This window comes from Pseudomonas sp. FP818 (assembly GCF_030687335.1).
In the GTDB taxonomy this organism is placed as follows: domain Bacteria; phylum Pseudomonadota; class Gammaproteobacteria; order Pseudomonadales; family Pseudomonadaceae; genus Aquipseudomonas; species Aquipseudomonas shahriarae.
In genome coordinates this window covers 2,076,337-2,097,500 of record NZ_CP117427.1, presented here as the reverse complement: position 1 = coordinate 2,097,500, position 21,164 = coordinate 2,076,337, and the positions used below count along the sequence as shown (strand labels likewise).

Below are 21,164 nucleotides of genomic sequence, written 5' to 3'. Positions count from 1 at the left end.
TTCTATCGAAGAGCCCAGCAACTCTCAAAAACCTCGCCTTCTATATAGAAGGCCCAAGAAATTGAGCAATATATTGCTCAATTGCCAGCAGTTGATCATCATAGTGCCCTCTGCCTCTATATGAACCTGGACAAACACCCCCAATGACCACCTCATCCCGCAGCCTGGGCTCGGCGCTGTTTCCTGTCGGCCTACTGCTGATTGCCATGGCCTCTATACAGTCGGGCGCTTCACTGGCCAAAAGCATGTTCCCGATTGTGGGCGCCCAAGGCACCACCACCCTGCGCCTGGTTTTCGCCAGCATCATAATGCTGCTGTTGCTGCGCCCCTGGCGCGCCAAACTCACCGCCAGGTCACTGCGTACCGTCATCGTGTACGGCATGGCGCTGGGCGGCATGAACTTCCTCTTCTATATGTCATTGCGCACCGTGCCCCTGGGTATTGCGGTAGCCCTGGAATTCACCGGCCCACTAGCCGTTGCCATCTATGCTTCCCGGCGTGCCGTCGACTTCCTGTGGATAGCCCTGGCCATTATCGGCCTGCTGCTATTAATACCCGTCGGTGAAGCAAGCCAAGGCATCGACCTGACCGGCGCCGCCTACGCATTGGGTGCGGGGATCTGCTGGGCCCTCTATATTCTGTTCGGCCAGAAGGCTGGCGCGGACAATGGCGTGCAAACCGCGGCTCTCGGCGTAATGATCGCCGCACTGTTCGTCGCCCCCATCGGTATCGTCCATGCCGGTAGCGCGCTGCTGACACCCGCGCTGATTCCGATCGCCATTGGCGTGGCGATTCTTTCCACCGCCCTCCCCTACACCCTGGAGATGGTCGCCCTGACCCGCCTGCCCGCGCGCACCTTCGGCACGCTGATGAGTATCGAGCCCGCGTTCGGTGCGCTTTCCGGGCTGTTTTTCCTCCAGGAATACCTGTCCCTGGCGCAATGGCTGGCGATCGCCTGCATTATCCTGGCCTCCGTGGGCGCAACGCTGACCATGCGTAGCCAGTCAAAGCCAATCATCGCGGCAGATTGAGACAGGATTTAACGAAGCTCTGGCATTTGCCGCTCAATTAGGCCATGTTTAGGCTGTAACTCAGTGTCAGTCATGGAGATTTTCGAATAAGGACATCCACCGACCCTACACTTGAGAGCGAGCAAAGCCAGCATCGGGCATTCCAACGGCGCGGCTATTAAGGATGGTAATGAAGCGAATTTTGATACTGCTTGTCGTCATCGCCTTGGCTGGGTGTGCCGCAACCACCAAGACAGAAGTCAAACGCGGAAAGAAAGGGCTGCATATCAACTGCTCTGGCCTGTCCTCCTCTTGGGACCAGTGCTACACCAGCGCAGCCAACTCGTGCGGCAAGAAAGGCTACAGAGTGATCGCCAAATCCGGCGACAACAGCGAGGAGCCGGGTGACTACCCCTTCGGCATCAACCCGGCCGGCTATACCAGCCGTAGCATGATCGTGCTCTGCAAGTAAGCGCTCATTCCTGCGAAATTCTCTGACTGAGCTCTTCATAGCTCGATGCAAGTACCTGCGCCTGAACCTGCGGGTCGACCATCATCCTGGCCACCACCAGTGCACCCACACACTGGGATAAGATCGCCCAGGCCAGGCTTTCGCTCTCCAAGGTCCGCGCCCAATTGGCCTGCAGCCGGCAAATCCACTCCTGGGCGTGTTGGCGTACCGCGATATCCGCACGGGCAATTTCCGCGCCCATGCTCGGCAAGGCGCAACCGTCTTGCACTTGCTCCACATGGGCCATGCTCAGATAGAACTTGAGGCAGCGCTGCAGGCGCTCCCGACTCTGCACCTCGCCCACACTCAAACGCTCCAGGCTTTGGCTCAACTCATGCTCGACGATGGAGCTGAACAGCGCGTCCTTGGACGAAAAGTGGCTATAAAAAGCCCCGCCACTCAGGCCAATGGCTTTCATCAGCCCATCTACGCCAACGCTGGCAAACCCTTCTTTTTTCGCCAGGGCCGCACTGCTGTGCAGGAGCTTGTCCCTGGTTTGCTGCTTGTGACTGACTGAATAGCGCATCGCCTCTCCCCTTGAAGACACCACCTTGACGCCTGCCGAATCGTAGCATAACGTTCGTTTAGTTAACGATCGTTTAACCAAGGACTTGCCATGACTGAGAATAAGAAAATCGTACTGGTCGTCGGCGCAGGCGACGCTACAGGCGGCGCCATTGCCAAGCGTTTTGCCCGCGAAGGTTATGTGGCCTGCGTCACCCGACGCAGTGCCGACAAGCTGCAACCCCTGGTGGACAGTATCCAGGCTGCGGGCGGCGAGGCTCACGGCTTTGCCTGCGATGCACGCAAGGAGGACGAGGTGATCGCGCTGATCGAGCAGATCGAAAGCGAGCTGGGTCCGATTGAGGCATTCGTGTTTAACATCGGCGCCAACGTGCCGTGCAGCATCCTCGAAGAAACCGCCCGCAAATATTTCAAGATCTGGGAGATGGCCTGCTTCTCAGGCTTCCTCAATGCCCGTGAAGTGGCCAAGCGCATGGTGACCCGCCAGCGCGGGACGATTCTGTTTACCGGGGCCACCGCCGGGTTACGCGGTGCCGCAGGCTTTGCCGCCTTTGCCGGGGCCAAACACGGTATTCGCGCCCTGGCCCAAAGTATGGCCCGCGAGCTGGGCCCGATGAACATCCATGTGGCCCACGTGGTCGTGGATGGCGCCATCGACACGGACTTCATCCGCGACAACTTCCCAAGCAAATACGCGCTCAAGGACCAGGACGGCATTCTGGATCCCGAGCATATCGCCGACAACTATTGGCACCTGCACCGCCAGCCACGGGATGCCTGGACCTTCGAACTGGACCTGCGCCCCTGGAACGAAACCTGGTAAGCACGCCAACATAACAATAAGCAGCGAGCATCCAACATGAGAAAAACCCTGGAATTTTTCTTCGACCTCGGCAGCCCCACCACCTACCTGGCCTACACCCAACTGCCCGGAATCTGTGCCGAAACCGGCAGCCAACTGGTGTATCAGCCCATCCTGCTGGGCGGCATCTTCAAGGCCACCGGCAATGCCTCGCCCGTCACCATCCCGGCCAAGGGCCGCTACCTGCTGCAAGACCTGGCACGCTACGCCAAGCGTTACGGGGTCCCCCTCAAGTTCAATCCGCACTTCCCCATCAATACCCTGACCCTGATGCGCGCCGTCACCGGCATTCAACTACGCCAGCCAGAACGCTTTATCGACTTCATCGACTGCCTGTTCCGGGCGATATGGGTGGAAGGGCGCAACATGGGGGATCCGGCAGTCGTAGCGGCGGTGCTGGCGCAACACCACTTCGACCCTGCCCAGGTGCTGGAGCTGACCCAGGATGAGGAGGTCAAGGACGCCCTCAAGCACAAGACCGAAGAGGCGATTGCCCGTGGCATGTTTGGGGCGCCTGCCATGTTTGTCGGCCAGCAACTGTTCTTCGGCCAGGATCGCCTGGACTTTGTCCGCGAAGCTTTGAGTTAAGCCTGCAAGCCGCTCGCCGGCCCACGCCTGCGAGCGGCCAGGCCTTATATAGCTGCCGTGCGCAACTGCAACCATTCCAGCGCGGCGCCGCTGAGCAACGGGCTCAAGCGTTGATGCACCTCGGCATGGTAGTCGTTGAACCACTGTCGCTCCTCGATCGTCAGCAGGGACGGTACCAGGCAACGGGTATCAATCGGGCACAGTGTCAGGGTTTCGAACTTGAGGAACTCGCCGAACTCGGTCTTGCCCGCCTCCCGGTTCAACACCAGGTTCTCGATACGCACCCCCCAACGCCCTGGGCGGTAGGTACCCGGTTCAATGGAGGTGATCATGCCCGGCTGCATCGCAGTTTGCGGCGCGGCCGCCGCCTGGTAGGCAATCACCTGCGGGCCTTCATGGACATTAAGGAAGTAGCCCACCCCGTGACCGGTGCCGTGACCATAATCCACGCCTTCGGCCCAGATCGGTGCGCGGGCGATGGCGTCCAGCAATGGCGAGAGGATGCCCTTGGGAAACTGCGCGCGCGACAAGGCAATCACGCCCTTGAGCACCCGCGTGCAATCGCGCTTTTGTTCCTCGCTCGGCGTGCCGATGGGCACCATCCGCGTGATATCTGTGGTGCCGCCCAGGTACTGGCCGCCCGAATCAATCAGCAGCAGGCCATCGCCTTCGATCACCGCGTGTTCTTCTTCGGTGGCATGGTAATGGGGCATCGCGCCATTGCCATTGAACGCGGCGATGGTATTGAAGCTCAACGACACATAATCCGGACGACGGGTACGCGCGGCCGTCAGGTGTTCATCAATGGTCAGCTCAGTGATGCGCTCGCGGCCCAAGGCCGAGTCCAGCCAGGCGAAAAACTCGCACAACGCCGCGCCATCCTGCTCCATGGCCCGGCGAATATGCTCGGCATCCGCCAGGCTTTTACGGGACTTGGCCAATGTAGTCGGGTTGAGGCCTTCGACCAGCTTCACGCCACTGGCCAGATTCTCCAGCAGCCCCGCCGTCACGCGTGCAGGGTCCACCTGCAGGCTGGCCCCGTCCGGCACTTCAGCCAGGGCCGCGGCCACTTCACTGTAGTCCCGCAGCGTCACGCCATCCTGTTCCAGCACCCCACGCAACTGGGCATCGACCTTGCCGAGGGCAACAAACAGCGTGGCCTGCTGCTGGTTGATCAGGGCGAACGAGACAAACACCGGGTTGAACGAAACATCTGCGCCGCGCAGGTTAAACAGCCAGGCGATGTCATCCAGGGTGGCAATAAAATGCCAATCCGCGCCCTTTTCCTTCAGGCTGGCGCGCAGTGCCGCGAGTTTTTCGCCTCGGCTGACGGTGGCCTGGGGCGGCAGGTGCTGGTAGATCGGCTGGTTGGGCAGCGCTGGGCGGTCGGTCCAGACCTCGCTCAACAAATCAATATCGGTACGCAGGCGCGCGCCCCGCTCAGCCAGCTTGCCGCCCAGGGTACGGGCCGACGCAACAGCCATCACCGCGCCATCCACGGCCACCACCCCGCCTTCCGGGGTTTGCTCCCCCAGCCACTCCAGCGGGCCGGGCTGCCCCGGTTGCAACTTCACCAACTCAATGCCGCTGCCGTTGAGTTCCTTGGTCGCCTGCTCCCAGTAACGGCTGTCTGCCCAGACGCCGGCGAAATCAGCCGTGACAATCAGCGTGCCGACCGAGCCATGAAACCCCGACAACCATTGCCGGCCCTGCCAGTAGCCCGGCAAGTATTCGGACAGGTGCGGGTCGGCCGATGGCACCAGCAGGGCATCAATGCCCTCCCGCTTCATCAACTCGCGGGTGCGCGCCAGGCGCTGGGGAACCGTTCCATGGGGCAAAGGCTGCGTACTCATCATCTCTCCTGCTAAGCACTCATAATTGTTATGTATTTCAAACCGCCCAAAAGGCCGGTGCGCTGGCCAACGAGTTCTTGATCAATTGCACCGCCTGATCGATATCCTGCCCGGTGGTAAACCGCCCCAGGCTCAAGCGAATGGTGCGACCGGCACTGCGCGCATCATGCCCCAGGGCAAGCAGTACATGGGAGGGCGCATTGCTGGCCGAATTGCAGGCAGAGGTCGCCGAAAAAGCGATCCCGGCGCTCAAGACCGCCGAATTGAACTCGCCTTCGCTGAAGGTCAGGCTCAAGGTGTGGGGGATCCGCTGGGTGGCGCTGCCGTTCAGGCGCACGCCGGGAATGTCCAGCAATTGCTCAAGCAAACGCTGGCGCAGGGCGACAATACCTGCCGACTCTTCGGCAAAGGATTGCGCGGCCAACGCGAAGGCACTGCCCATGCCTGCAATCTGGTGAGTCGCCAGGGTTCCCGAGCGCAGCCCGCCTTCGTGACCACCGCCATGGATCTGCGCCGTGACGTTCTGCTGCGCCCGCGGCCCGACATACAGCGCACCGATGCCTTTGGGGCCATACAGTTTATGCGCCGAAAACGACATCAGGTCCACCGGCCAGTGCGCCAGGTCGATCTCGACTTTGCCCGCCCCTTGCGCCGCGTCCACATGCAGCAGCGCGCCATGCTCACGCACCCGCGCACCAATGGCCGGGATGTCGTTGAGCGTGCCCAGCTCATTGTTGACCAGCATCAACGACACCAAAAACGTGTCTTCGCGCAGCGCCTGGCTGACCGCCTCGACGGTAATCAGGCCATCGGCATCCGGCACCAGGTAGGTCACCGCAATCCCGGCTTGCTGCAATTGGCGGGCGGTGTCCAGCGTTGCCTTGTGCTCGATCTGACTGGTGATGATATGGCCACCGGCCACGCCCCGCGCCTGGGTCACACCCTTGAGCGCAAGGTTGTTGGATTCGGTAGCACCCGAGGTCCAGACGATCTGCTCGGCCTGGGCGCCGACCAACTCCGCCACCTGACGGCGCGCCTGCTCGACCGTGTGCCGGGCCTGTTGGCCAAACGCATGGGAGCTGGACGCAGGGTTACCGAAATTGGCGTTGAAACCCAGGCACTCGACCATGACCTGGATGACCCGCTCATCCACCGGGGTGGTGGCGGCGTAGTCAAAATACAGAGGACGTTTATTCATGACGTTTAGAGACCCGCAGAGCATGTTCCCGAGATCAGCGTCTCAGGGGCAGCGACCAGTACAGAGTTCGTCAGGTTAACCTGATCGGATGCCGTTAAAGAAAGACCACTTTATTTAAAAGTGCGTAGGAACGCTCCTGAAATTGAGCTTAACAGGCTCGACGAAAAGGATGGAAAACAAAAAGCCCGAAGTTCCTGTACGGAACCTCGGGCTCTGGGACGCCGCAGTTTGTCTCAGCTCGGACGGTCATGCAGGGTAACGTTGCGCTCGGCATTCATTGCACCCTGGCGATCAAAGCCCATTGGCGCCTGTGGCCGGGCTGCGAGTTCAGTTTTCTTCTGTTGATATTCATCAAACGACAAACCCCGCCGGTTCAGCCCTTCCATTGCCAATTGCCGGCTCTCCTCGGCGGAGTACGGGCGCAATTCAGGCGCCGGATGGGTCGCACAACCAGCAAGAAAAGAGGCGACCAGCAACAAGGCAACAGAAAGTGAATGGTTCATGACGAAGGTCCTGCGAATTGGGCGTTGAGGCAATGGACACAGGCTACTCCCGCCTTTGCATCGGGAAAAATCATCCTCTGTGATAGTCGCTATCAGTCAATCCTTCATATTTCTTTTTGTTCTATAAATATATAAACACATTTGTTTGCGGAATAAAAAAGACCCTCTATAACAGACTCCCAGCGTCGCAACTGCCTCCACGAGCCGCTCGGCCTCGCCACTGAACGCCTGCAAGCGGCGCAGGCCTGGTACGAGGTGGCGCACCGCGTTGGGCCAGCCCCTGCCGACATCCACGTCCTATTCCTTGAGGTGCCCATGCAGCTTTTGACCCTTGCGCCCTCGCCCGCACTCGCCACGTCGATTCGCGCCACCGCGCAAGTCTTCGAAGACCCCAAATCCCGGGCCTTGCTCGCGCATATCCAGCAAGTGGCGCCCAGCGAAGCCAGCGTGCTGATCATCGGCGAAACCGGCACCGGCAAAGAGCTGGTGGCCCGCCATATCCATAACCTCAGCGCCAGGCGCAACCGACCGTTCGTGGCGGTGAATTGTGGGGCGTTTTCCGAATCCCTGGTGGAAGCGGAGTTGTTCGGCCATGAAAAAGGCGCGTTCACCGGCGCTCTCGGCGCCAAGGCTGGCTGGTTCGAGGAGGCCGACGGCGGCACCCTGTTCCTCGATGAGATCGGTGATCTGCCCATGGCCATCCAGGTCAAGCTGCTGCGCGTCCTGCAAGAACGCGAAGTGGTGCGCCTGGGCTCACGCAAGAGCATTCCGATTGATGTGCGGGTGCTGGCGGCGACCAATGTGCAACTGGAAAAAGCCATCAATGCCGGGCATTTCCGTGAAGACCTGTACTACCGCCTGGACGTGGTCAGCCTGGAACTGAGCCCCTTGCGCGAACGCCCCGGCGATATCCTGCCCCTGACCCGGCACTTTATCGACGCCTACAGCCAGCGCCTGGGCTACGGCCCCATCACCCTCAGCCCCGAAGCCGAGCACAAGCTCAAAGGCTACAGCTGGCCGGGCAATATCCGCGAGCTGGAAAACGTCATTCATCACACCTTGCTGATTTGCCGCAATGGCCTGATTGAACGCGATGACCTGCGCCTGTCGAACATGCGCATCGAGCGCCAGGATGATAGCCAGCACAGCCTCGACCACAGTGCCGAAGCCTTGCTGGAGCGTGCCTTCCAGAAACTGTTTGACGAACAGGCCGGTGCCTTGCATGAGAAAGTCGAGGACGCATTGCTACGCGCCGCCTACCGCTTCAGCCACTACAACCAGGTACACACCGCCAACCTGCTGGGCCTGAGCCGCAATATCACGCGTACGCGCCTGATCAAGATCGGCGAACTGGCGGTCAACAAGCGCCGCCCAGAGGGAAGCCTGCAAGGTGAGCGCATGCTGCATCTATCGATATAGGCTGCACGCCAACGCGTTGTCGGCGCTGCGCTCGATACTGCGCAGCACTTGGAATGAGCCAAAGGTCACGGCAGTGGCCCGATGGGCACGAATCAATGCCCAGAAGTTCTCGCCCTCGCGCTCCAGCCGCTGGAACGCCGTATCACCGTCTTCGCGTGCCTGCCATTGCAGGTAGTTGAGCACCCGCCGCCCGTCATCACTGACCAGCACACTGGCACTCAGAAACCCCTCATGGCCTTGGGCCAGGCGCTCGGTCTGCTCGGACAGCGCCAATACCAGCGCGGACTGCTGCCGGGGCTCGATCTGAAACTCGATCACTTGGGTAAAACCATGACTTTTCACTGAAGCTTGCATGACAAATCCCCTTTAGCTGTAGGTGCCACGCAGGGTAAAACCTCTAGTTAAGTTAAGGTCAAGCCTCTGTTTGAGAAACTGTTGAATGCACCTTTACAGGGCAGTCGTCGGTTGCCCGCAGGCCACGAATGGCCTGACCTATAGTGAAAAGACCGGAAGACCCGGCCCCTCCCCCCCCCTCAAGGAGAGCGAAATGAGCGTTAAACCCATTCCCGATGGCTACCACAGCATCACGCCCTACCTGGGCATCGACAAGGCAGCTGAAGCCATCGAGTTCTACCAAAAAGCCTTCGATGCCACCGTTTTCATGCGCCTGGACATGCCAGACGGCAAGGTCGGCCATGCCGAACTGCGCATTGGCGATTCGCCGATTATGCTGGCCTCGCCCTGTGATGAAATGGCCTTCGGCAGCCCTGGAGCGCACCCCACCAGCGTTGGCCTGCATCTGTATGTGAAGGACGTCGACGCACAGTACAAACAGGCGATCGCGGCAGGCGGCACGGCTATTTCCGAACCCAAGGATCAATTCTACGGCGACCGCTCCGGCACGTTGAGGGATCCCTTCGGACACGTCTGGTTCCTCGCCACTCATATAGAAGAGCTGACCGAGGAACAGATTCACAAGCGCGCCAAAGAGCTGTTTGCATAAGCCCCGATCCCCTAAAGCCCGCGCGGGGCTGCGTAGCTGCCCCGACCAGCAAGACCACCTGACTCTTGCAGAAACATCGAGTAGCCAGGTTTTGGGGCTGCTGCGCAGCCCAACGCGGGCAAGCCCCCTCGCCACACTTTTTTGTGCTGACTAACTGAACAGCAATGAGCCCCAACAGGGGGTTCCCGCGCACCTGAAACATTTGCTTTCATTTGCGCCTTAGGGTTTTGCGATTCTCATCCGTCTTAACTTAGATACAGCCCGTCGCGTAAGCAAAAGCTACGACCGGCCTTTCCCGGGCCTTTTCTGCCCTCCTCCGATCAAGACCCCCATAGACATGTCGAAGAAGTCACGCTCCAAACTCTGGTTTCTCGTCCACACAGCTGGCTGGCATTGCCCATCTGGTTCTTCGTACTGATCGTCTGCGTCACCGGGACCCTGGCGGTGGTCAGCCAGGAAATCGTCTGGCTGGCCAACCCGGAAATGCGCGCCAGCAAGCCATCGGACGATGCCGAACTGCTCACTTACGACCAGATCCTCGCCGCGATCAAGCAGGCCGAGCCAAAGGCCATTGTCGAGTCCATCGTCCGTCCGGACGAATCGCATTTTGCGCTCGACGTCGACATCAGCTACCCCGACGGCCGCTCCGTGGCGGTCTACGTCAACCCGTACACGGGGGTCATCCAGGGCATCAGCCCATCGTTCAACTTCCGCCAGTTCACCCGCGCCTTGCATGGCTGGTGGCTGGTGCCGTTTACCAATGGCTTCAGTTGGGGCTGGTACCTGGTGTCGTTCCTCGGGCTGCCGATGCTCGCCTCGCTGGTCACAGGCCTGGTGGTGTACAAACGGTTCTGGAAAGGGTTCTTCAAGCCAACCCTGCGCTTCAAGCATGGGGCGCGGATTTTCTGGGGCGACTTCCACCGCCTGAGCGGCATCTGGTCGATCTGGTTTATCGCGGTGATTTCCATCACCGGCACCTGGTTCTTGATCCAGGCGCTTCTCGCGGACAACCAGATCACCATCTCCAGCCAGCCGATCGTGCCGGTGATCTCCCGGGACAAGGTGCCGCTGTCGGCCCCCGGTGTACCGGCACCGATGATCGCCCTGGACGATGCCATCAACATTGCCACCCAGCGTATCCCCGGCTTCGACGTCAGCTTCGTCGGCCTGCCAAGCAATGCCTACAGTCACTTGAGCATCGGCGGCCGCGGCTGGTACCCGCTGATGTTCCAGACGGCCGACATCAACCCCTACAACGGTGAAATCGCCGCCACGCACCTGCTGTCCGACCGCTCGGGCCTGGAGTTCGTCACCGAGTCCATGCGCCCGCTGCACACCGGCGACTTTGGCGGGATCTGGATCAAGCTGGTCTGGTTCTTCTTCGGCCTGTTGCTGAGCATGATGGTCCTCAGCGGTCTGTTGATCTGGAGCAAGCGCACGGCCCTGGCCACGCTGCACGCGCTCAAGCGCAGCACCAAGGCTACGCGCAATACGGCGCCGGCCAACCCCATCGGCGCCATGCAGGCTGAAACCTCGGAGGGCAAATAATGAGCAAGGCCACCACCGTTCAAGCGCCCTCGCCACTGCGCGCCTTCTGGCTCAAATGGCGCTTTCACATCAATATCCTGCTGTTGCTGGTGCCCCTGGGCTTTATGCCCAAGTACTTTGCCGACGTCGCACTGTTTCGCGGCGACGCCGGCCTGGGCGAGCGCGAGGTCGGTGAAGTGCAGGTCGGCCCGTGGAGCATTACCCTCGCCGAGTTGCGCAATGAAGCGCCCCGCCCCGACCCGGCCGGCCCGATGAAATCCTTCAACGCCGCCCTGTGCGCCACCTGTGGCGACCAGGTCAAGGCCACCTACCTGCGCATCGGCAAGCCCCGCAGCCTGCGGGCCGCCGGGGTGATTTTCTTCGGCACCCCGTACCGCATGGGCGCTGTGCTGCCGATCCCGGAACGCACCCCGCCCGACGCCGAACTGTGGATCACCATGGAAGGCTGGGACGGCAGCATGCAGCAGGCCTCCATTCCCTTGAGTCAGGCTTCGCCTGCCACCGTCGCCTGGTTGAACAAGCAAGGAGTTAAACCATGACTTTACTGCGCCTGACCCGCGCCTGCGCCGTGCTGATCCTCAGCCTGGGTGCAAGCAACTACGCCCTGGCCCACAACCCGATGTGCGAATGCAAGGAGATCCCCGGCGAACAGATCCAGTGCACCGGTGGTTTTTCCGACGGCAGCGGCGCGCCCGGCGTGACCCTGGATGTGATCGGCTACGACGAAACCATCCTGGTGCCCGGCAAGCTGGGGCCCGACTCGACGTTGACCTTCAAAAAACCTGCCGCCGAATTCTATGTGCTGTTTGACGCCGGTCCCGGCCACGTTGTCGAGATCGACCAAGCGGATATCCAGGCGCCATGACCCCCATGAACCCAGGCAGCACCCAGGTAATCCGGCCCGCCGGTGCCGGGCACGAAACCCTCTACGTCCTGCTGCTGTGCCTGATCATCCTGGCCGTCGCCGGCACGGTGGTGTCCCTGCACGGCGAAACCCAGGCCGTCGAGGCCGTGGCCAGCCACCAGCTGGACGCCCGCCGCGACCTGAGCGCGGCCGAGCAAGGCATCTATGCCGACCTGCGGGTGACCCTGGATGAAATCCAGTTGCTGGCGCAGGAACAAAGCACCCTGCCGACGCCGGCGCAACTGGCCGAAGAAGGCTTCGCGCCCTTCGCCCAGGACGCCAGTTCGGTCAGCCGTGGCGACCACCACTGGCAGTTGCTGGCGCCAGCGGCGTACCTGGGCCTGAGCCAGGCCAACGACACCAGCGGCTCACTGCTGATGCGCGTCAACGGCGCCGAGCCGGATATCTGGCTCAACCGCAGCGCCAACCTGGCCGCCCCCACCGACCTGAGCGACCAGGGGCTGATCGCCGCTGGCTGGCAGCAGGTCGTTGCGCAATTCGACGCTGGCGTCACCCGCCAGCATCGCCACTGAATTCATGCTGTCTCCGAGAGAAGATCGATTACCCATGTCTATGTCATCTCCCTTACTCCGCCTGCTGCTGGTGGGCCTGTTCAGCGTGTTGCTGAGCCCCCTGGCCAATGCCGAGGCGGCCAAGCGCCTGCGTATCGGTATCACCCTGCACCCTTACTACAGCTACGTGGCAAATATCGTCGGCGACAAGGCCGAAGTGGTGCCGCTGATTCCGGCCGGCTTCAACCCCCATGCCTACGAACCGCGCGCCGAAGACATCAAGCGCATTGGCACCCTGGACGTGATCGTGCTCAATGGCGTCGGCCATGACGATTTTGCCGACCGCATGATCGCCACCAGCGAGCGTCCGGACATCCCGGTGATCGAGGCCAACGCCAATGTGCCGCTGCTGGCCGCCACCGGCAACGCGGCCCGCGGCGCCGGCAAGGTGGTCAACCCGCACACCTTCCTGTCCATCAGCGCGTCCATCGCCCAGGTCAACAACATCGCCCGGGAACTGGGCAAGCTCGACCCGGACAACGCCAAGGCCTATACCCAGAACGCCCGTGCCTACGGCAAGCGCCTGCGCCAGATGCGCGCCGACGCCCTGGCCAAGCTCACCAGCGCGCCCAACGCCGATCTGCGGGTGGCCACGGTGCACGCCGCCTACGACTACCTGTTGCGCGAGTTCGGCCTCGAAGTGACCGCCGTGGTCGAACCGGCCCACGGCATCGAGCCAAGCCCGAGCCAATTGAAGAAAACCATCGACCAACTGCGCGAGCTGGACGTCAAGGTGATCTTCTCGGAGATGGATTTCCCGTCCTCCTACGTCGATACCATCCAGCGTGAGTCGGGGGTCAAACTGTACCCGCTGTCGCATATTTCCTACGGCGAATACAGCGCCGAGAAGTACGAAGTGGAAATGACCGGCAACCTCAATACCGTGGTCCGGGCGATCCAGGAGTCGGGGGCATGACCGCGGCTGAACACCTGAATGTGGCCAGCATCGGCCCGACGATTGAGTTCGATAACGTCTCGCTGACCCTGGGCCGTACCGCGATCCTCGATAGCGTCAGCTTCCAGGTACAACCGGGCAGCATCCACGCCCTGGTCGGCCCCAACGGCGGCGGCAAGAGCTCGCTGATCAAGACCCTGCTGGGGCAGACGCCACACCAGGGCCAATTGAGCCTGCACTGGCCGAACACTCCCGGCACCATCGGCTACGTGCCCCAGGCCCTGGAGTTCGACCGTGGCCTGCCAATGACCGTCGACGACTTCATGGCTGCCATGTGCCAGCGGCGCCCGGCGTTTCTCGGCTTGTCCCGGCATTACGCCGGGGCGATTGGCGAGGCGCTGGAGCGCGTGGGCATGCAAGACAAGCGCAAGCGCCGCATGGGTGCGCTGTCCGGCGGCGAGCGCCAGCGTGTGCTGCTGGCCCAGGGTTTGATCCCGGCGCCGCAACTGCTGGTACTCGATGAACCGATGTCGGCCCTCGACGAAGCCGGGATCCAGGTGTTCGAACGCCTGCTGGGCGACTGGCGCCAGGCCGGGATTACCGTGCTGTGGATCGAACACGACCTGGAGGCCGTGGGCCGCCTGGCGGATCGCGTCACCGGCCTGAACCGCCGCCTGCTGTTTGATGCCACGCCCAAGGAGGCACTGACCCCGGAACGCCTGCTGACGCTGTTTTCCACTCACCCACGGAGCGCAGCCCAATGAGCTACGAAGCCTTTCGCTTGATGGTCCAGGGCTGGGCTTCCTCCGGCTACTTGCCGGAAGCCCTGGCCTATGGGTTTGTGGTCAATGCCTTGCTCGCCGGCCTGTTGATCGGCCCGGTACTCGGTGGCCTGGGCACGCTGGTGGTGGTCAAGCGCTTTGCGTTTTTCTCCGAAGCCGTCGGCCATGCTGCACTGACCGGCGTGGCCGTGGGCATTCTGCTGGGGGAACCCTACACCGGGCCTTACGGCAGCCTGTTCGGCTACTGCCTGTTGTTCGGCATCCTGCTCAATTACCTGCGCAACCGCACCGGCCTGGCCCCCGATACGCTGATCGGCGTGTTCCTCTCGGTGTCCCTGGCCCTGGGCGCGAGCCTGTTGCTGATCCTGGCGGGCAAGATCAACGTGCATATCCTGGAAAACGTGCTGTTTGGTTCGGTCCTGACCGTCAACGGCAATGACCTGGCGGTGCTGGCGGTGGTCGGCTCACTGGTGATGGCCCTGGCGTTGCCGCTGTACAACCGCATCATGCTCGCCAGCTTCAACCCGCAACTGGCTGCCGTGCGTGGCGTGGCGGTGAAGACCCTGGACTACCTGTTCGTGATCCTGGTGACCTTGATCACGGTGGCGGCGGTCAAGGTCATCGGTGCGATCCTGGTAGGCGCACTGCTGGTGATCCCGGCCGCCGCGGCTCGGCTGTTGAGCCAGTCACTCAAGGGCTTCTTCTGGATCTCGGTGGTGATTGCCACGCTCAGCACCCTGTGCGGGATTCTGTTGCCAATCATCTTCGACCTGCCTATCCCGTCCGGTGCCGCGATCATCCTCGTCGCCGGTATCGCCTTCGCCCTGGCCGCCATCGCGCGCGGCACGGTCCCCAGCCTGAAAGGGAATCTCGGATAATGCGCCCCGTTCTACGCCCCCTCGCCCTGGCCATCGCCTGCCTGATCAGCACCCCGCTACTGGCAGCCGAAACGACCAAACCCCTGCCGGTCGCCGCCCACGCCGCCAAACCGGTCAAAGTCCTCGCGGCCTTGCCCGTGACCTACGGCCTGGCCGCCGCCCTGCTCAAGGGCACTGCGGTCAAGCTGGAGCGTGCGGCACCGGCCAACCTGCCGGGTTCGCGCCAGACCTCGTACTTTACCGGGCGTGGCGCGCCCGCCTTGCATAGCCTGGCGCTGGACGCCGATGCGGCGATCGGCCTGCGCTCACTGTGGCCGGATGACCCGCTGTACCCAGTGGCCCGGCGCAGCAATATCCGCATTGTCGAAGTGGACGCGGCGCGCCCGGTAGACGGCGGTCTGCCAGGCGTGGCCCTGCAACCGGGGACTGTGGATGGCCTCAATAGCCAGCCGTGGCAGTCGAGCAACAACCTGGGGCGCATGGCCGATGTCATGGCTGCCGACCTGAGCAGGCTGGCGCCCGGCGCCAAGGCCCAGATCAACGGCAACCTGGCCAGCCTCAAGCAACGCCTGCTCAAGCTGACTGCCGACAGCGAGGCCCGCCTGGCCCAGGCCGACAACCTGAGCGTGGTCAGCCTGAGTGATCATTTTGCTTATTTGGTAAGTGGGTTGAATCTGGAGTTGGTCAGCACCGATCCGCGGCCGGATGCCGAGTGGTCTGCGCAGGCGCTACAAATGCTGACGACCAGCCTGAAGGACAACGACGTGGCGTTAGTGCTGCACCATCGCCAACCGGCTGAGGCGGTGAAAGCGGCTATCAGTGCAGGGGGGTCGAAGTTGCTGGTGCTGGGTACTGACGGTGCGGACCCGGTAGCGGAATTGGAAGGGAATGTGGATCAGGTGATCAAGGCCTTGGTGCCCTGAAAGCAAGGCAATACCCCTGTGTGTGTGCGAGCTTATGTGGGAGCGGGGTTGTGTGGGAGCGGGCTTGCCCGCGATGGCGGTGTATCAGTCAACTAATGTATCGACTGACACTTAGCCATCGCGGCATAGGTATCTACACAACTCTTTTATCTAGTGCTTATTGGGTTTGTTTACATATCCGTTGCTGCGGTCACGGCCACTTAGGGTTCCGCCCTTACGTGAACTGCCCCCCGAATGTTGGACAGGGACGCTATTGATTCAGCGTCTGGATACGAAATTGTACCGGACTCAAGCCATTCAGTCTGAGGCTTATGCGGTCTTGGTTGTAGTAGGCAATGTAATCCTCTATGCCTGATGCCAGCTGCTCCACACTCTCAAATGATTCCAGATAGAAAAACTCGCTCTTGAGTGTGCCGAAAAAGCTTTCCATGGCGGCATTGTCCAAGCAATTACCCTTGCGCGACATGCTCTGCTCGATGCTCTTTTCGGCCAGCATATGTCGGTAGGTAGGCTGCCTGTACTGCCAACCCTGGTCAGAGTGCAGTATTGGTTTTTCATCTCGACTCAGTCGCCCGAAGGCTTTTTCATCATCGAGACCATCCTGAATTCGGGACGTCGGTTGATCTGGTAGGCCAGGATCTCGCCGTTGTACAAATCCATGAGAGGCGAGAGAAACAGCTTTTGCCCCTTCACCTTGAACTCCGTCACGTCGGTTACCCATTTCTGGTTAGGGGCTTCTGCCTTAAATTCGCGCTTTAGTAGATCAGGCGCAACAAGCCCTTCAGCACCTCGGTAAGAGCGATATTTCTTCACTTTGACCAGCGACTTGAGGCCCATTATCTGCATCAGCCGATGCACCTTTTTGTGATTGATCAACTCACCACTGTTTCCAAGGGTCGCAGTGATACGGCGGTAGCCGTAACGCCCCTTATTCCCGTGAAAGACGCTGCGGATGCGATCTTTAAGGTCGGCATGCTTGTCGGTTAGCAGTGTTTTGCTTTGGTAATAGAAGGTGCTGCGTGCAAGTCCCGCTGCACGTAGCAACAGAGCAAGTGGATGCTCATGCCTCAATCCTTGGACGGCCTGCGTTTTTTTGGCTGCGCAGTACGGGGATCCGCTTGGATTAAGGCATCGAGCTTTTTTAAATAGGCATTCTCCGCGCGCAGATAGGCCAGTTCTGCGAGCATTTGTTCAGGGGTCAGCTCTGCGTCCGCAGGAAGAGCAGGACTTGCTTTGGGTTGTCTGGAAGGTTTGCGGGGCATGCTGGACTCTTGAAGACGATGCGGTTGTAGCGCTTCTACGCCGCCCTCATCGTACAGCTTTTGCCACTGCCTGATACTGCTTGGGCCACGGATATCAAACTGTATACAGGCCTGTTGGGCCGACAGTCCGTCTTGTTCGATGCACTGCAAAACCTTCAATTTAAACTGGGCATCGTAATGGCTGTACTTAGCAATCAAGCCAGAGGAACCGTGCTTTTCAAAACCCTTGATCCAGCGCCGCAGTAGCGATGGACTCAAGCCATGCCTGAGGGCCACCTCATGAACGCTACTGGCAGACAGACACTCTTCAATCAGTGATTGCTTGAGCGCTAGGTTGTATTTCGTCATGGAACACCCTCCCGAGGGGTCAGGTGTCCAACATTCGGGGGGCAGTTCAACGGCGGGTCACTTTTGGAAAAGAGCCCGGAGTGCCGGCCCAGCCAAAAGTAACCAAAAGGGCTCCTGCCCCACCACTCGGTGCCTCGCCTAGGCTCGGCATGCCCGCAGTCAGGCATTGCTCCGTGGGCCCGCCGCGATCGGCCATCCATGGCCGTGTCGCGGCTACCCCGGCATCCATGCCGGGGTGCCCACTGCGCAATACCTGCCTGCGGCCATCGTGGTTTAACGGGGCGCCTGAGATCAAGATCAAAAGCCAGATCAAAAGCGGAGCAACAGCAAAGCCGGGGTGCGAAGCTGCATTCCCCTGTGGGAGCTGGCTTGCCTGCGATGGCGGTGTATCAGTCGATAAATGTATTGGCTGGTACACCGCCATCGCAGGCAAGCCAGCTCCCACAGGTACACGCTCACGCCTCGACGATCAGGTCGGCTGTCAGGCCGCCTCGCTTTGCTTGTGATTTTGATCTTAGGCGCCCCGTTAAACCACGCTGGCCGTCATCCGATTTTGATTTGGGGGGTAACCCGGCAGGACGCCGGGTTAGCCGCGCTGGGCCATGGATGGCCCATCGCGGCGGCCCCCCAAATCAATGTCGGATGGCGGGCACACCGAGCCTGGGCGAGGTGCCGAGTGGTGGGGTAAGAGCCCTTTTGGTTACTTTTGGCTGGGCCGGCACTCCGGGCTCTTTTCCAAAAGTGACCCGCCGTAAGGGCGGAACCAATAGCCGCCATAACCGCAACAACGGATATGTACACAAACCCAGAAGATTGTGTAGCTACCTATGCCCATCGCAGGCAAGCCCGCTCCCACATTTGCTTGTGTTCAGCCAGCAACAACCTGCGCATCCATCTTCTGGCGCAAGCTCAGCGGGCGCATATCAGTCCAGACTTCTTCGATGTAAGCCAGGCACTCTTTCTTCATCCCGCTTTTACCCACGGTGCGCCAGCCCTCTGGCACGGCCTTGTAGTCGGGCCAGATGGAATACTGTTCTTCATGGTTGACCACCACCTGGAACAGGATGTCTTCGCGGTCAAATACTGAGGTCATTGCGGTTCTCCGTCACTCAAAGGCTGCCACGCACTGCGCGTGGCTGATGTATGTAGGAACGTATAGCGGCGCAGGAAAATTAGAGGCTGGCTACGGCCGCCGCCAAAGCCCGGCCGAAGATCTCTGCCACGCGGTCGATTTCTGCGGCGGTGATGACCAGCGGCGGCAGGAAACGCACCACGCTGCCATGGCGCCCGCCCAGCTCCAGAATCAACCCGCGCTTGAGGCACTCGCGCTGTACCAGCGGCGCCAATTGTCGATGGACCGGCGGGTGCCCCTGGACATCCGGCGTGCCGCTCGGGTTCACCAGTTCCACGCCCAGCATCAGGCCGCGCCCGCGGATATCCCCCAGTTGTGGAAAGTCCCGCTGCAGGATGCGCAGATGTTCACTCAAGCGCTCACCCATGGCGGCGGCGTGGTCGGCCACGTTGTGCTGCTTGAGGTAGCGCATCACCGCCGACCCCGCCGCCATGGCCATCTGATTACCCCGGAAGGTGCCGGCATGGGCGCCCGGCAGCCAGGTGTCGAGCCACTCGCGATAGACCACCACCGCCAGCGGCAGGCTGCCGCCAATGGCTTTGGACAACACCACCACATCCGGAACAATGCCGGCATGTTCAAAGGCAAACATCTTGCCGGTGCGCCCGAAACCACTCTGGATCTCATCCACGATCAGCGCCACCCCGGCCTGCTCGGTAATCCGCCGCAGGCCGCGCAGCCAGTCGAGGTCGGCCGGGATCACGCCGCCCTCGCCCTGCACCACTTCGACGATCACCGCCGCCGGTAGCAATACGCCGGCCTCCGGGTCGTTGAGCAGGTTTTCCAGGTAATGCAGGTTGACCTTGACCCCCTCTGCCCCACCCAGGCCGAACGGGCACCGGTAGTCATAGGGGAATGGCAGGAACTGCACGCCGTTGGCCAGCAAGGCACCCAATGGCTTTTTCGGCCCCAGACAGCCCATCAGGCTCAACGCGCCCTGGCTCATGCCGTGATAACCGCCCTGGAACGACAACACCGTGCTGCGCCCCGTGGCGGTGCGTACCAGCTTCAGCGCGGCTTCCACTGCATCGGTGCCGGTGGGCCCGCAAAACTGGATCTTCGCCTCCCGCGCCAGTTCCGCAGGCAGCAGGCCGAACAGATCCTGCACAAACTGATCCTTGACCGGCGTGGTCAAGTCCAGGGTATGCAGAGGCAACTCGTCCTGCAGCACCTGCTGGATCGCCTCGATCACCACCGGGTGGTTATGCCCCAGTGCCAACGTACCGGCCCCGGCCAGGCAGTCGATAAAACTGCGCCCCTCGACGTCCTCGACATAAATGCCCTTGGCCCGCTTGAGTGCCAGGGGGATACGCCGTGGGTAACTGCGGGCATTGGACTCCTGCAGGCGCTGGCGGGCCAGCAGCGGTGATTCATCGAACTGGTAAAGCGTTTCCGCCGGCGTCGGGCTGGCCGACACCTGCAAATCGTCAATGCGACTGGTAGCGACTGACATCTCTAGATCCCTCAATACGCGGATGATGGTGACCAAACTGCCAACCCGTTGACGTCTGGCCCCCAAAGGGCATGCGCACGGATTTCCTGTTCTGGAAACGCTTCAGCGGCGTGAGGATTTACACCTGGGTCGTTGAAAAAACGGCGAATGGCTCACTCGCCGGCACTGCTGTACCTTTCGTTCAACGCATAGAGAATCGCGCAGGTGTCGATATCCAGTTGCCCACGATAGTCGGCTGGCCGGAAGTGCATCTGGAACGCACGCACCCGTTGCTGGAACGCCTGGCGGTTTCGTGCCGGGGCGTAGCCGTAGCGCTGAAAGGCCCGTTCGATCTCCACCTCCTGGGGCAAGCCCATGCGAAAGCGGCGCACATAGGCGTTTTTGACCTCTTCATCGAACCAGGCGCCAATGCCCGCCTCGAACAAGCCGTGCCAGGGCAGCCGTGGACCCGGGTCACTTTTGCGCCAGAACGCCACATCCGAATGGCCGACGATATCGGTGGCGCCGATCTGCGGATGACGGGCGCAAATGTCGTGGATCAGCGCGATCAGTACCTCGATTTGCTCCGCCCCGTAGGCAGGAAAGGTAAAAACCCCACCATCGTCGCAAGCCAGATTGACGATCTCGATGCCGATGGAGCGCGTGTTGACGTTATCGCGGCCCGCCCAATGACTGGCCCCCGCATGCCAGGCGCGCTGATGTTCATCCACCAGTTGAAATACCCGCAACTCGTCGTAGCCGGCGTCTCGATAACCCGCCTCGAGGGGGTCGGGCAGCAGGTAATGGGCACTGACACCCTGCTGCGTCAGGGTGCGCAGGGAAGAGGCGAAGGGCGCGGCGGTGTAATGCACCACCAACTGGCGCACGGCTTCGCCATTGCGTTGATTAAAATCCTGGGCGGGATAAGTGGAGTCGATGACCAACATAGGCGCTGTCCTTTTCAATACAGGCTGAGTCATTCAGCCGGCAAACCTGCAAACACAAAAATTAACGCC

Annotated in this window: 21 protein-coding genes and 2 pseudogenes; 14 read left to right on the top strand and 9 right to left on the bottom strand. The window is 61.1% G+C overall.

What is annotated here, in order from left to right; translation table 11 throughout:
* The first annotated feature begins 143 nt into the window (after positions 1 to 143).
* Complete coding sequence (rhtA, locus tag PSH80_RS09665) at positions 144 to 1,031, top strand: threonine/homoserine exporter RhtA (RefSeq protein ID WP_057441473.1); 888 nt, start codon at positions 144 to 146, stop codon at positions 1,029 to 1,031.
* A 169-nt stretch (positions 1,032 to 1,200) separates the two neighbouring features.
* Positions 1,201 to 1,482, top strand: coding sequence for a hypothetical protein (locus PSH80_RS09660; RefSeq protein WP_057445083.1), 282 nt, complete (start codon positions 1,201 to 1,203; stop codon positions 1,480 to 1,482).
* 4 nt (positions 1,483 to 1,486) lie between these two features.
* Here PSH80_RS09660 and PSH80_RS09655 read toward each other — a convergent pair whose 3' ends face one another.
* The gene (locus PSH80_RS09655) at positions 1,487 to 2,047 is read right to left on the bottom strand and encodes a TetR/AcrR family transcriptional regulator (protein ID WP_057441472.1); all 561 of its coding nucleotides are present in this window, start codon (positions 2,045 to 2,047) and stop codon (positions 1,487 to 1,489) included.
* Between the two features lie 90 nt (positions 2,048 to 2,137).
* On the opposite strand from PSH80_RS09655, the gene PSH80_RS09650 reads away from it, so the two are divergent.
* Both PSH80_RS09650 and PSH80_RS09645 read left to right on the top strand, forming a co-directional pair.
* A complete protein-coding gene (locus PSH80_RS09650; RefSeq protein WP_057441470.1) occupies positions 2,138 to 2,869 on the top strand; it encodes an SDR family oxidoreductase in 732 nt (243 codons plus the stop codon).
* Positions 2,870 to 2,905: 36 nt separating this feature from the next.
* Positions 2,906 to 3,496, top strand: a complete 591-nt coding sequence (locus PSH80_RS09645) for a 2-hydroxychromene-2-carboxylate isomerase (protein ID WP_289142360.1) — start codon at positions 2,906 to 2,908, stop codon at positions 3,494 to 3,496.
* 44 nt (positions 3,497 to 3,540) lie between these two features.
* Here PSH80_RS09645 and PSH80_RS09640 read toward each other — a convergent pair whose 3' ends face one another.
* The 3 genes from PSH80_RS09640 to PSH80_RS09630 form a co-directional block, all read right to left on the bottom strand.
* The gene (locus PSH80_RS09640) at positions 3,541 to 5,349 is read right to left on the bottom strand and encodes an aminopeptidase P family protein (protein WP_289142358.1); all 1,809 of its coding nucleotides are present in this window, start codon (positions 5,347 to 5,349) and stop codon (positions 3,541 to 3,543) included.
* A 37-nt stretch (positions 5,350 to 5,386) separates the two neighbouring features.
* Complete coding sequence (locus tag PSH80_RS09635) at positions 5,387 to 6,547, bottom strand: cysteine desulfurase family protein (protein WP_057441465.1); 1,161 nt, start codon at positions 6,545 to 6,547, stop codon at positions 5,387 to 5,389.
* 233 nt (positions 6,548 to 6,780) lie between these two features.
* Entirely contained in the window at positions 6,781 to 7,050 is a 270-nt protein-coding gene (locus PSH80_RS09630) for a hypothetical protein (protein WP_057441463.1), read from the bottom strand.
* Positions 7,051 to 7,365: 315 nt separating this feature from the next.
* Here PSH80_RS09630 and PSH80_RS09625 point away from each other — a divergent pair, with 315 nt between their 5' ends.
* A complete protein-coding gene (locus tag PSH80_RS09625) occupies positions 7,366 to 8,469 on the top strand; it encodes a sigma-54-dependent Fis family transcriptional regulator (RefSeq protein ID WP_115127883.1) in 1,104 nt (367 codons plus the stop codon).
* Here the strand turns inward: PSH80_RS09625 and PSH80_RS09620 are convergent.
* Positions 8,458 to 8,823, bottom strand: a complete 366-nt coding sequence (locus tag PSH80_RS09620; protein WP_057960206.1) for an antibiotic biosynthesis monooxygenase — start codon at positions 8,821 to 8,823, stop codon at positions 8,458 to 8,460. The two genes, PSH80_RS09625 and PSH80_RS09620, sit on opposite strands and share 12 nt — an antisense overlap.
* 193 nt (positions 8,824 to 9,016) lie before the next feature.
* On the opposite strand from PSH80_RS09620, the gene PSH80_RS09615 reads away from it, so the two are divergent.
* From PSH80_RS09615 to PSH80_RS09575, 9 genes and pseudogenes are all read left to right on the top strand, one after another.
* On the top strand, positions 9,017 to 9,472 hold the full coding sequence (locus tag PSH80_RS09615) for a VOC family protein (RefSeq protein ID WP_057441459.1): 456 nt from the start codon (positions 9,017 to 9,019) through the stop codon (positions 9,470 to 9,472).
* Positions 9,473 to 9,809: 337 nt separating this feature from the next.
* Positions 9,810 to 11,020: pseudogene (locus PSH80_RS09610) on the top strand (PepSY-associated TM helix domain-containing protein).
* Entirely contained in the window at positions 11,020 to 11,559 is a 540-nt protein-coding gene (locus PSH80_RS09605) for a hypothetical protein (RefSeq protein WP_057441455.1), read from the top strand. Before PSH80_RS09610 ends, PSH80_RS09605 begins: the two are co-directional and overlap by 1 nt.
* Complete coding sequence (locus PSH80_RS09600) at positions 11,556 to 11,885, top strand: hypothetical protein (protein WP_057441453.1); 330 nt, start codon at positions 11,556 to 11,558, stop codon at positions 11,883 to 11,885. Before PSH80_RS09605 ends, PSH80_RS09600 begins: the two co-directional genes overlap by 4 nt.
* A gap of 5 nt (positions 11,886 to 11,890) precedes the next feature.
* Positions 11,891 to 12,457: a DUF6162 family protein gene (locus tag PSH80_RS09595; protein ID WP_115127880.1), complete on the top strand. Its 567-nt coding sequence runs from the start codon at positions 11,891 to 11,893 to the stop codon at positions 12,455 to 12,457.
* A 34-nt stretch (positions 12,458 to 12,491) separates the two neighbouring features.
* The gene (locus PSH80_RS09590) at positions 12,492 to 13,412 is read left to right on the top strand and encodes a metal ABC transporter substrate-binding protein (RefSeq protein WP_057960209.1); all 921 of its coding nucleotides are present in this window, start codon (positions 12,492 to 12,494) and stop codon (positions 13,410 to 13,412) included.
* On the top strand, positions 13,409 to 14,155 hold the full coding sequence (locus tag PSH80_RS09585) for a metal ABC transporter ATP-binding protein (protein ID WP_057441447.1): 747 nt from the start codon (positions 13,409 to 13,411) through the stop codon (positions 14,153 to 14,155). The genes PSH80_RS09590 and PSH80_RS09585 overlap by 4 nt, the downstream gene beginning before the upstream one ends.
* On the top strand, positions 14,152 to 15,051 hold the full coding sequence (locus tag PSH80_RS09580; RefSeq protein WP_057441446.1) for a metal ABC transporter permease: 900 nt from the start codon (positions 14,152 to 14,154) through the stop codon (positions 15,049 to 15,051). The genes PSH80_RS09585 and PSH80_RS09580 overlap by 4 nt, the downstream gene beginning before the upstream one ends.
* Entirely contained in the window at positions 15,051 to 15,974 is a 924-nt protein-coding gene (locus PSH80_RS09575) for a metal ABC transporter solute-binding protein, Zn/Mn family (protein WP_305419992.1), read from the top strand. The genes PSH80_RS09580 and PSH80_RS09575 overlap by 1 nt, the downstream gene beginning before the upstream one ends.
* A 250-nt stretch (positions 15,975 to 16,224) precedes the next feature.
* Here the strand turns inward: PSH80_RS09575 and PSH80_RS09570 are convergent.
* The 4 genes and pseudogenes from PSH80_RS09570 to PSH80_RS09555 form a co-directional block, all read right to left on the bottom strand.
* Positions 16,225 to 17,584: pseudogene (locus tag PSH80_RS09570) on the bottom strand (IS3 family transposase).
* An 868-nt stretch (positions 17,585 to 18,452) separates the two neighbouring features.
* Positions 18,453 to 18,677: an MbtH family protein gene (locus PSH80_RS09565; protein WP_032862749.1), complete on the bottom strand. Its 225-nt coding sequence runs from the start codon at positions 18,675 to 18,677 to the stop codon at positions 18,453 to 18,455.
* Positions 18,678 to 18,756: 79 nt separating this feature from the next.
* Positions 18,757 to 20,169, bottom strand: a complete 1,413-nt coding sequence (locus tag PSH80_RS09560; RefSeq protein WP_120732428.1) for an aspartate aminotransferase family protein — start codon at positions 20,167 to 20,169, stop codon at positions 18,757 to 18,759.
* 152 nt (positions 20,170 to 20,321) lie between these two features.
* On the bottom strand, positions 20,322 to 21,095 hold the full coding sequence (locus tag PSH80_RS09555; protein ID WP_305419989.1) for an N-acetylmuramoyl-L-alanine amidase: 774 nt from the start codon (positions 21,093 to 21,095) through the stop codon (positions 20,322 to 20,324).
* Positions 21,096 to 21,164 lie beyond the last annotated feature (69 nt).

Excerpts from the sequence above, each read along its gene's own strand:
- rhtA (WP_057441473.1), top strand. The coding sequence starts at position 144 with ATGACCACCTCATCCCGCAGCCTGGGCTCGGCGCTGTTTCCTGTCGGC.
- PSH80_RS09660 (WP_057445083.1), top strand. The coding sequence starts at position 1,201 with ATGAAGCGAATTTTGATACTGCTTGTCGTCATCGCCTTGGCTGGGTGT.
- PSH80_RS09655 (WP_057441472.1), bottom strand. The coding sequence starts at position 2,047 with ATGCGCTATTCAGTCAGTCACAAGCAGCAAACCAGGGACAAGCTCCTG.
- PSH80_RS09650 (WP_057441470.1), top strand. The coding sequence starts at position 2,138 with ATGACTGAGAATAAGAAAATCGTACTGGTCGTCGGCGCAGGCGACGCT.
- PSH80_RS09645 (WP_289142360.1), top strand. The coding sequence starts at position 2,906 with ATGAGAAAAACCCTGGAATTTTTCTTCGACCTCGGCAGCCCCACCACC.
- PSH80_RS09640 (WP_289142358.1), bottom strand. The coding sequence starts at position 5,349 with ATGAGTACGCAGCCTTTGCCCCATGGAACGGTTCCCCAGCGCCTGGCG.
- PSH80_RS09635 (WP_057441465.1), bottom strand. The coding sequence starts at position 6,547 with ATGAATAAACGTCCTCTGTATTTTGACTACGCCGCCACCACCCCGGTG.
- PSH80_RS09630 (WP_057441463.1), bottom strand. The coding sequence starts at position 7,050 with ATGAACCATTCACTTTCTGTTGCCTTGTTGCTGGTCGCCTCTTTTCTT.
- PSH80_RS09625 (WP_115127883.1), top strand. The coding sequence starts at position 7,366 with ATGCAGCTTTTGACCCTTGCGCCCTCGCCCGCACTCGCCACGTCGATT.
- PSH80_RS09620 (WP_057960206.1), bottom strand. The coding sequence starts at position 8,823 with ATGCAAGCTTCAGTGAAAAGTCATGGTTTTACCCAAGTGATCGAGTTT.
- PSH80_RS09615 (WP_057441459.1), top strand. The coding sequence starts at position 9,017 with ATGAGCGTTAAACCCATTCCCGATGGCTACCACAGCATCACGCCCTAC.
- PSH80_RS09605 (WP_057441455.1), top strand. The coding sequence starts at position 11,020 with ATGAGCAAGGCCACCACCGTTCAAGCGCCCTCGCCACTGCGCGCCTTC.
- PSH80_RS09600 (WP_057441453.1), top strand. The coding sequence starts at position 11,556 with ATGACTTTACTGCGCCTGACCCGCGCCTGCGCCGTGCTGATCCTCAGC.
- PSH80_RS09595 (WP_115127880.1), top strand. The coding sequence starts at position 11,891 with ATGAACCCAGGCAGCACCCAGGTAATCCGGCCCGCCGGTGCCGGGCAC.
- PSH80_RS09590 (WP_057960209.1), top strand. The coding sequence starts at position 12,492 with ATGTCTATGTCATCTCCCTTACTCCGCCTGCTGCTGGTGGGCCTGTTC.
- PSH80_RS09585 (WP_057441447.1), top strand. The coding sequence starts at position 13,409 with ATGACCGCGGCTGAACACCTGAATGTGGCCAGCATCGGCCCGACGATT.
- PSH80_RS09580 (WP_057441446.1), top strand. The coding sequence starts at position 14,152 with ATGAGCTACGAAGCCTTTCGCTTGATGGTCCAGGGCTGGGCTTCCTCC.
- PSH80_RS09575 (WP_305419992.1), top strand. The coding sequence starts at position 15,051 with ATGCGCCCCGTTCTACGCCCCCTCGCCCTGGCCATCGCCTGCCTGATC.
- PSH80_RS09565 (WP_032862749.1), bottom strand. The coding sequence starts at position 18,677 with ATGACCTCAGTATTTGACCGCGAAGACATCCTGTTCCAGGTGGTGGTC.
- PSH80_RS09560 (WP_120732428.1), bottom strand. The coding sequence starts at position 20,169 with ATGTCAGTCGCTACCAGTCGCATTGACGATTTGCAGGTGTCGGCCAGC.
- PSH80_RS09555 (WP_305419989.1), bottom strand. The coding sequence starts at position 21,095 with ATGTTGGTCATCGACTCCACTTATCCCGCCCAGGATTTTAATCAACGC.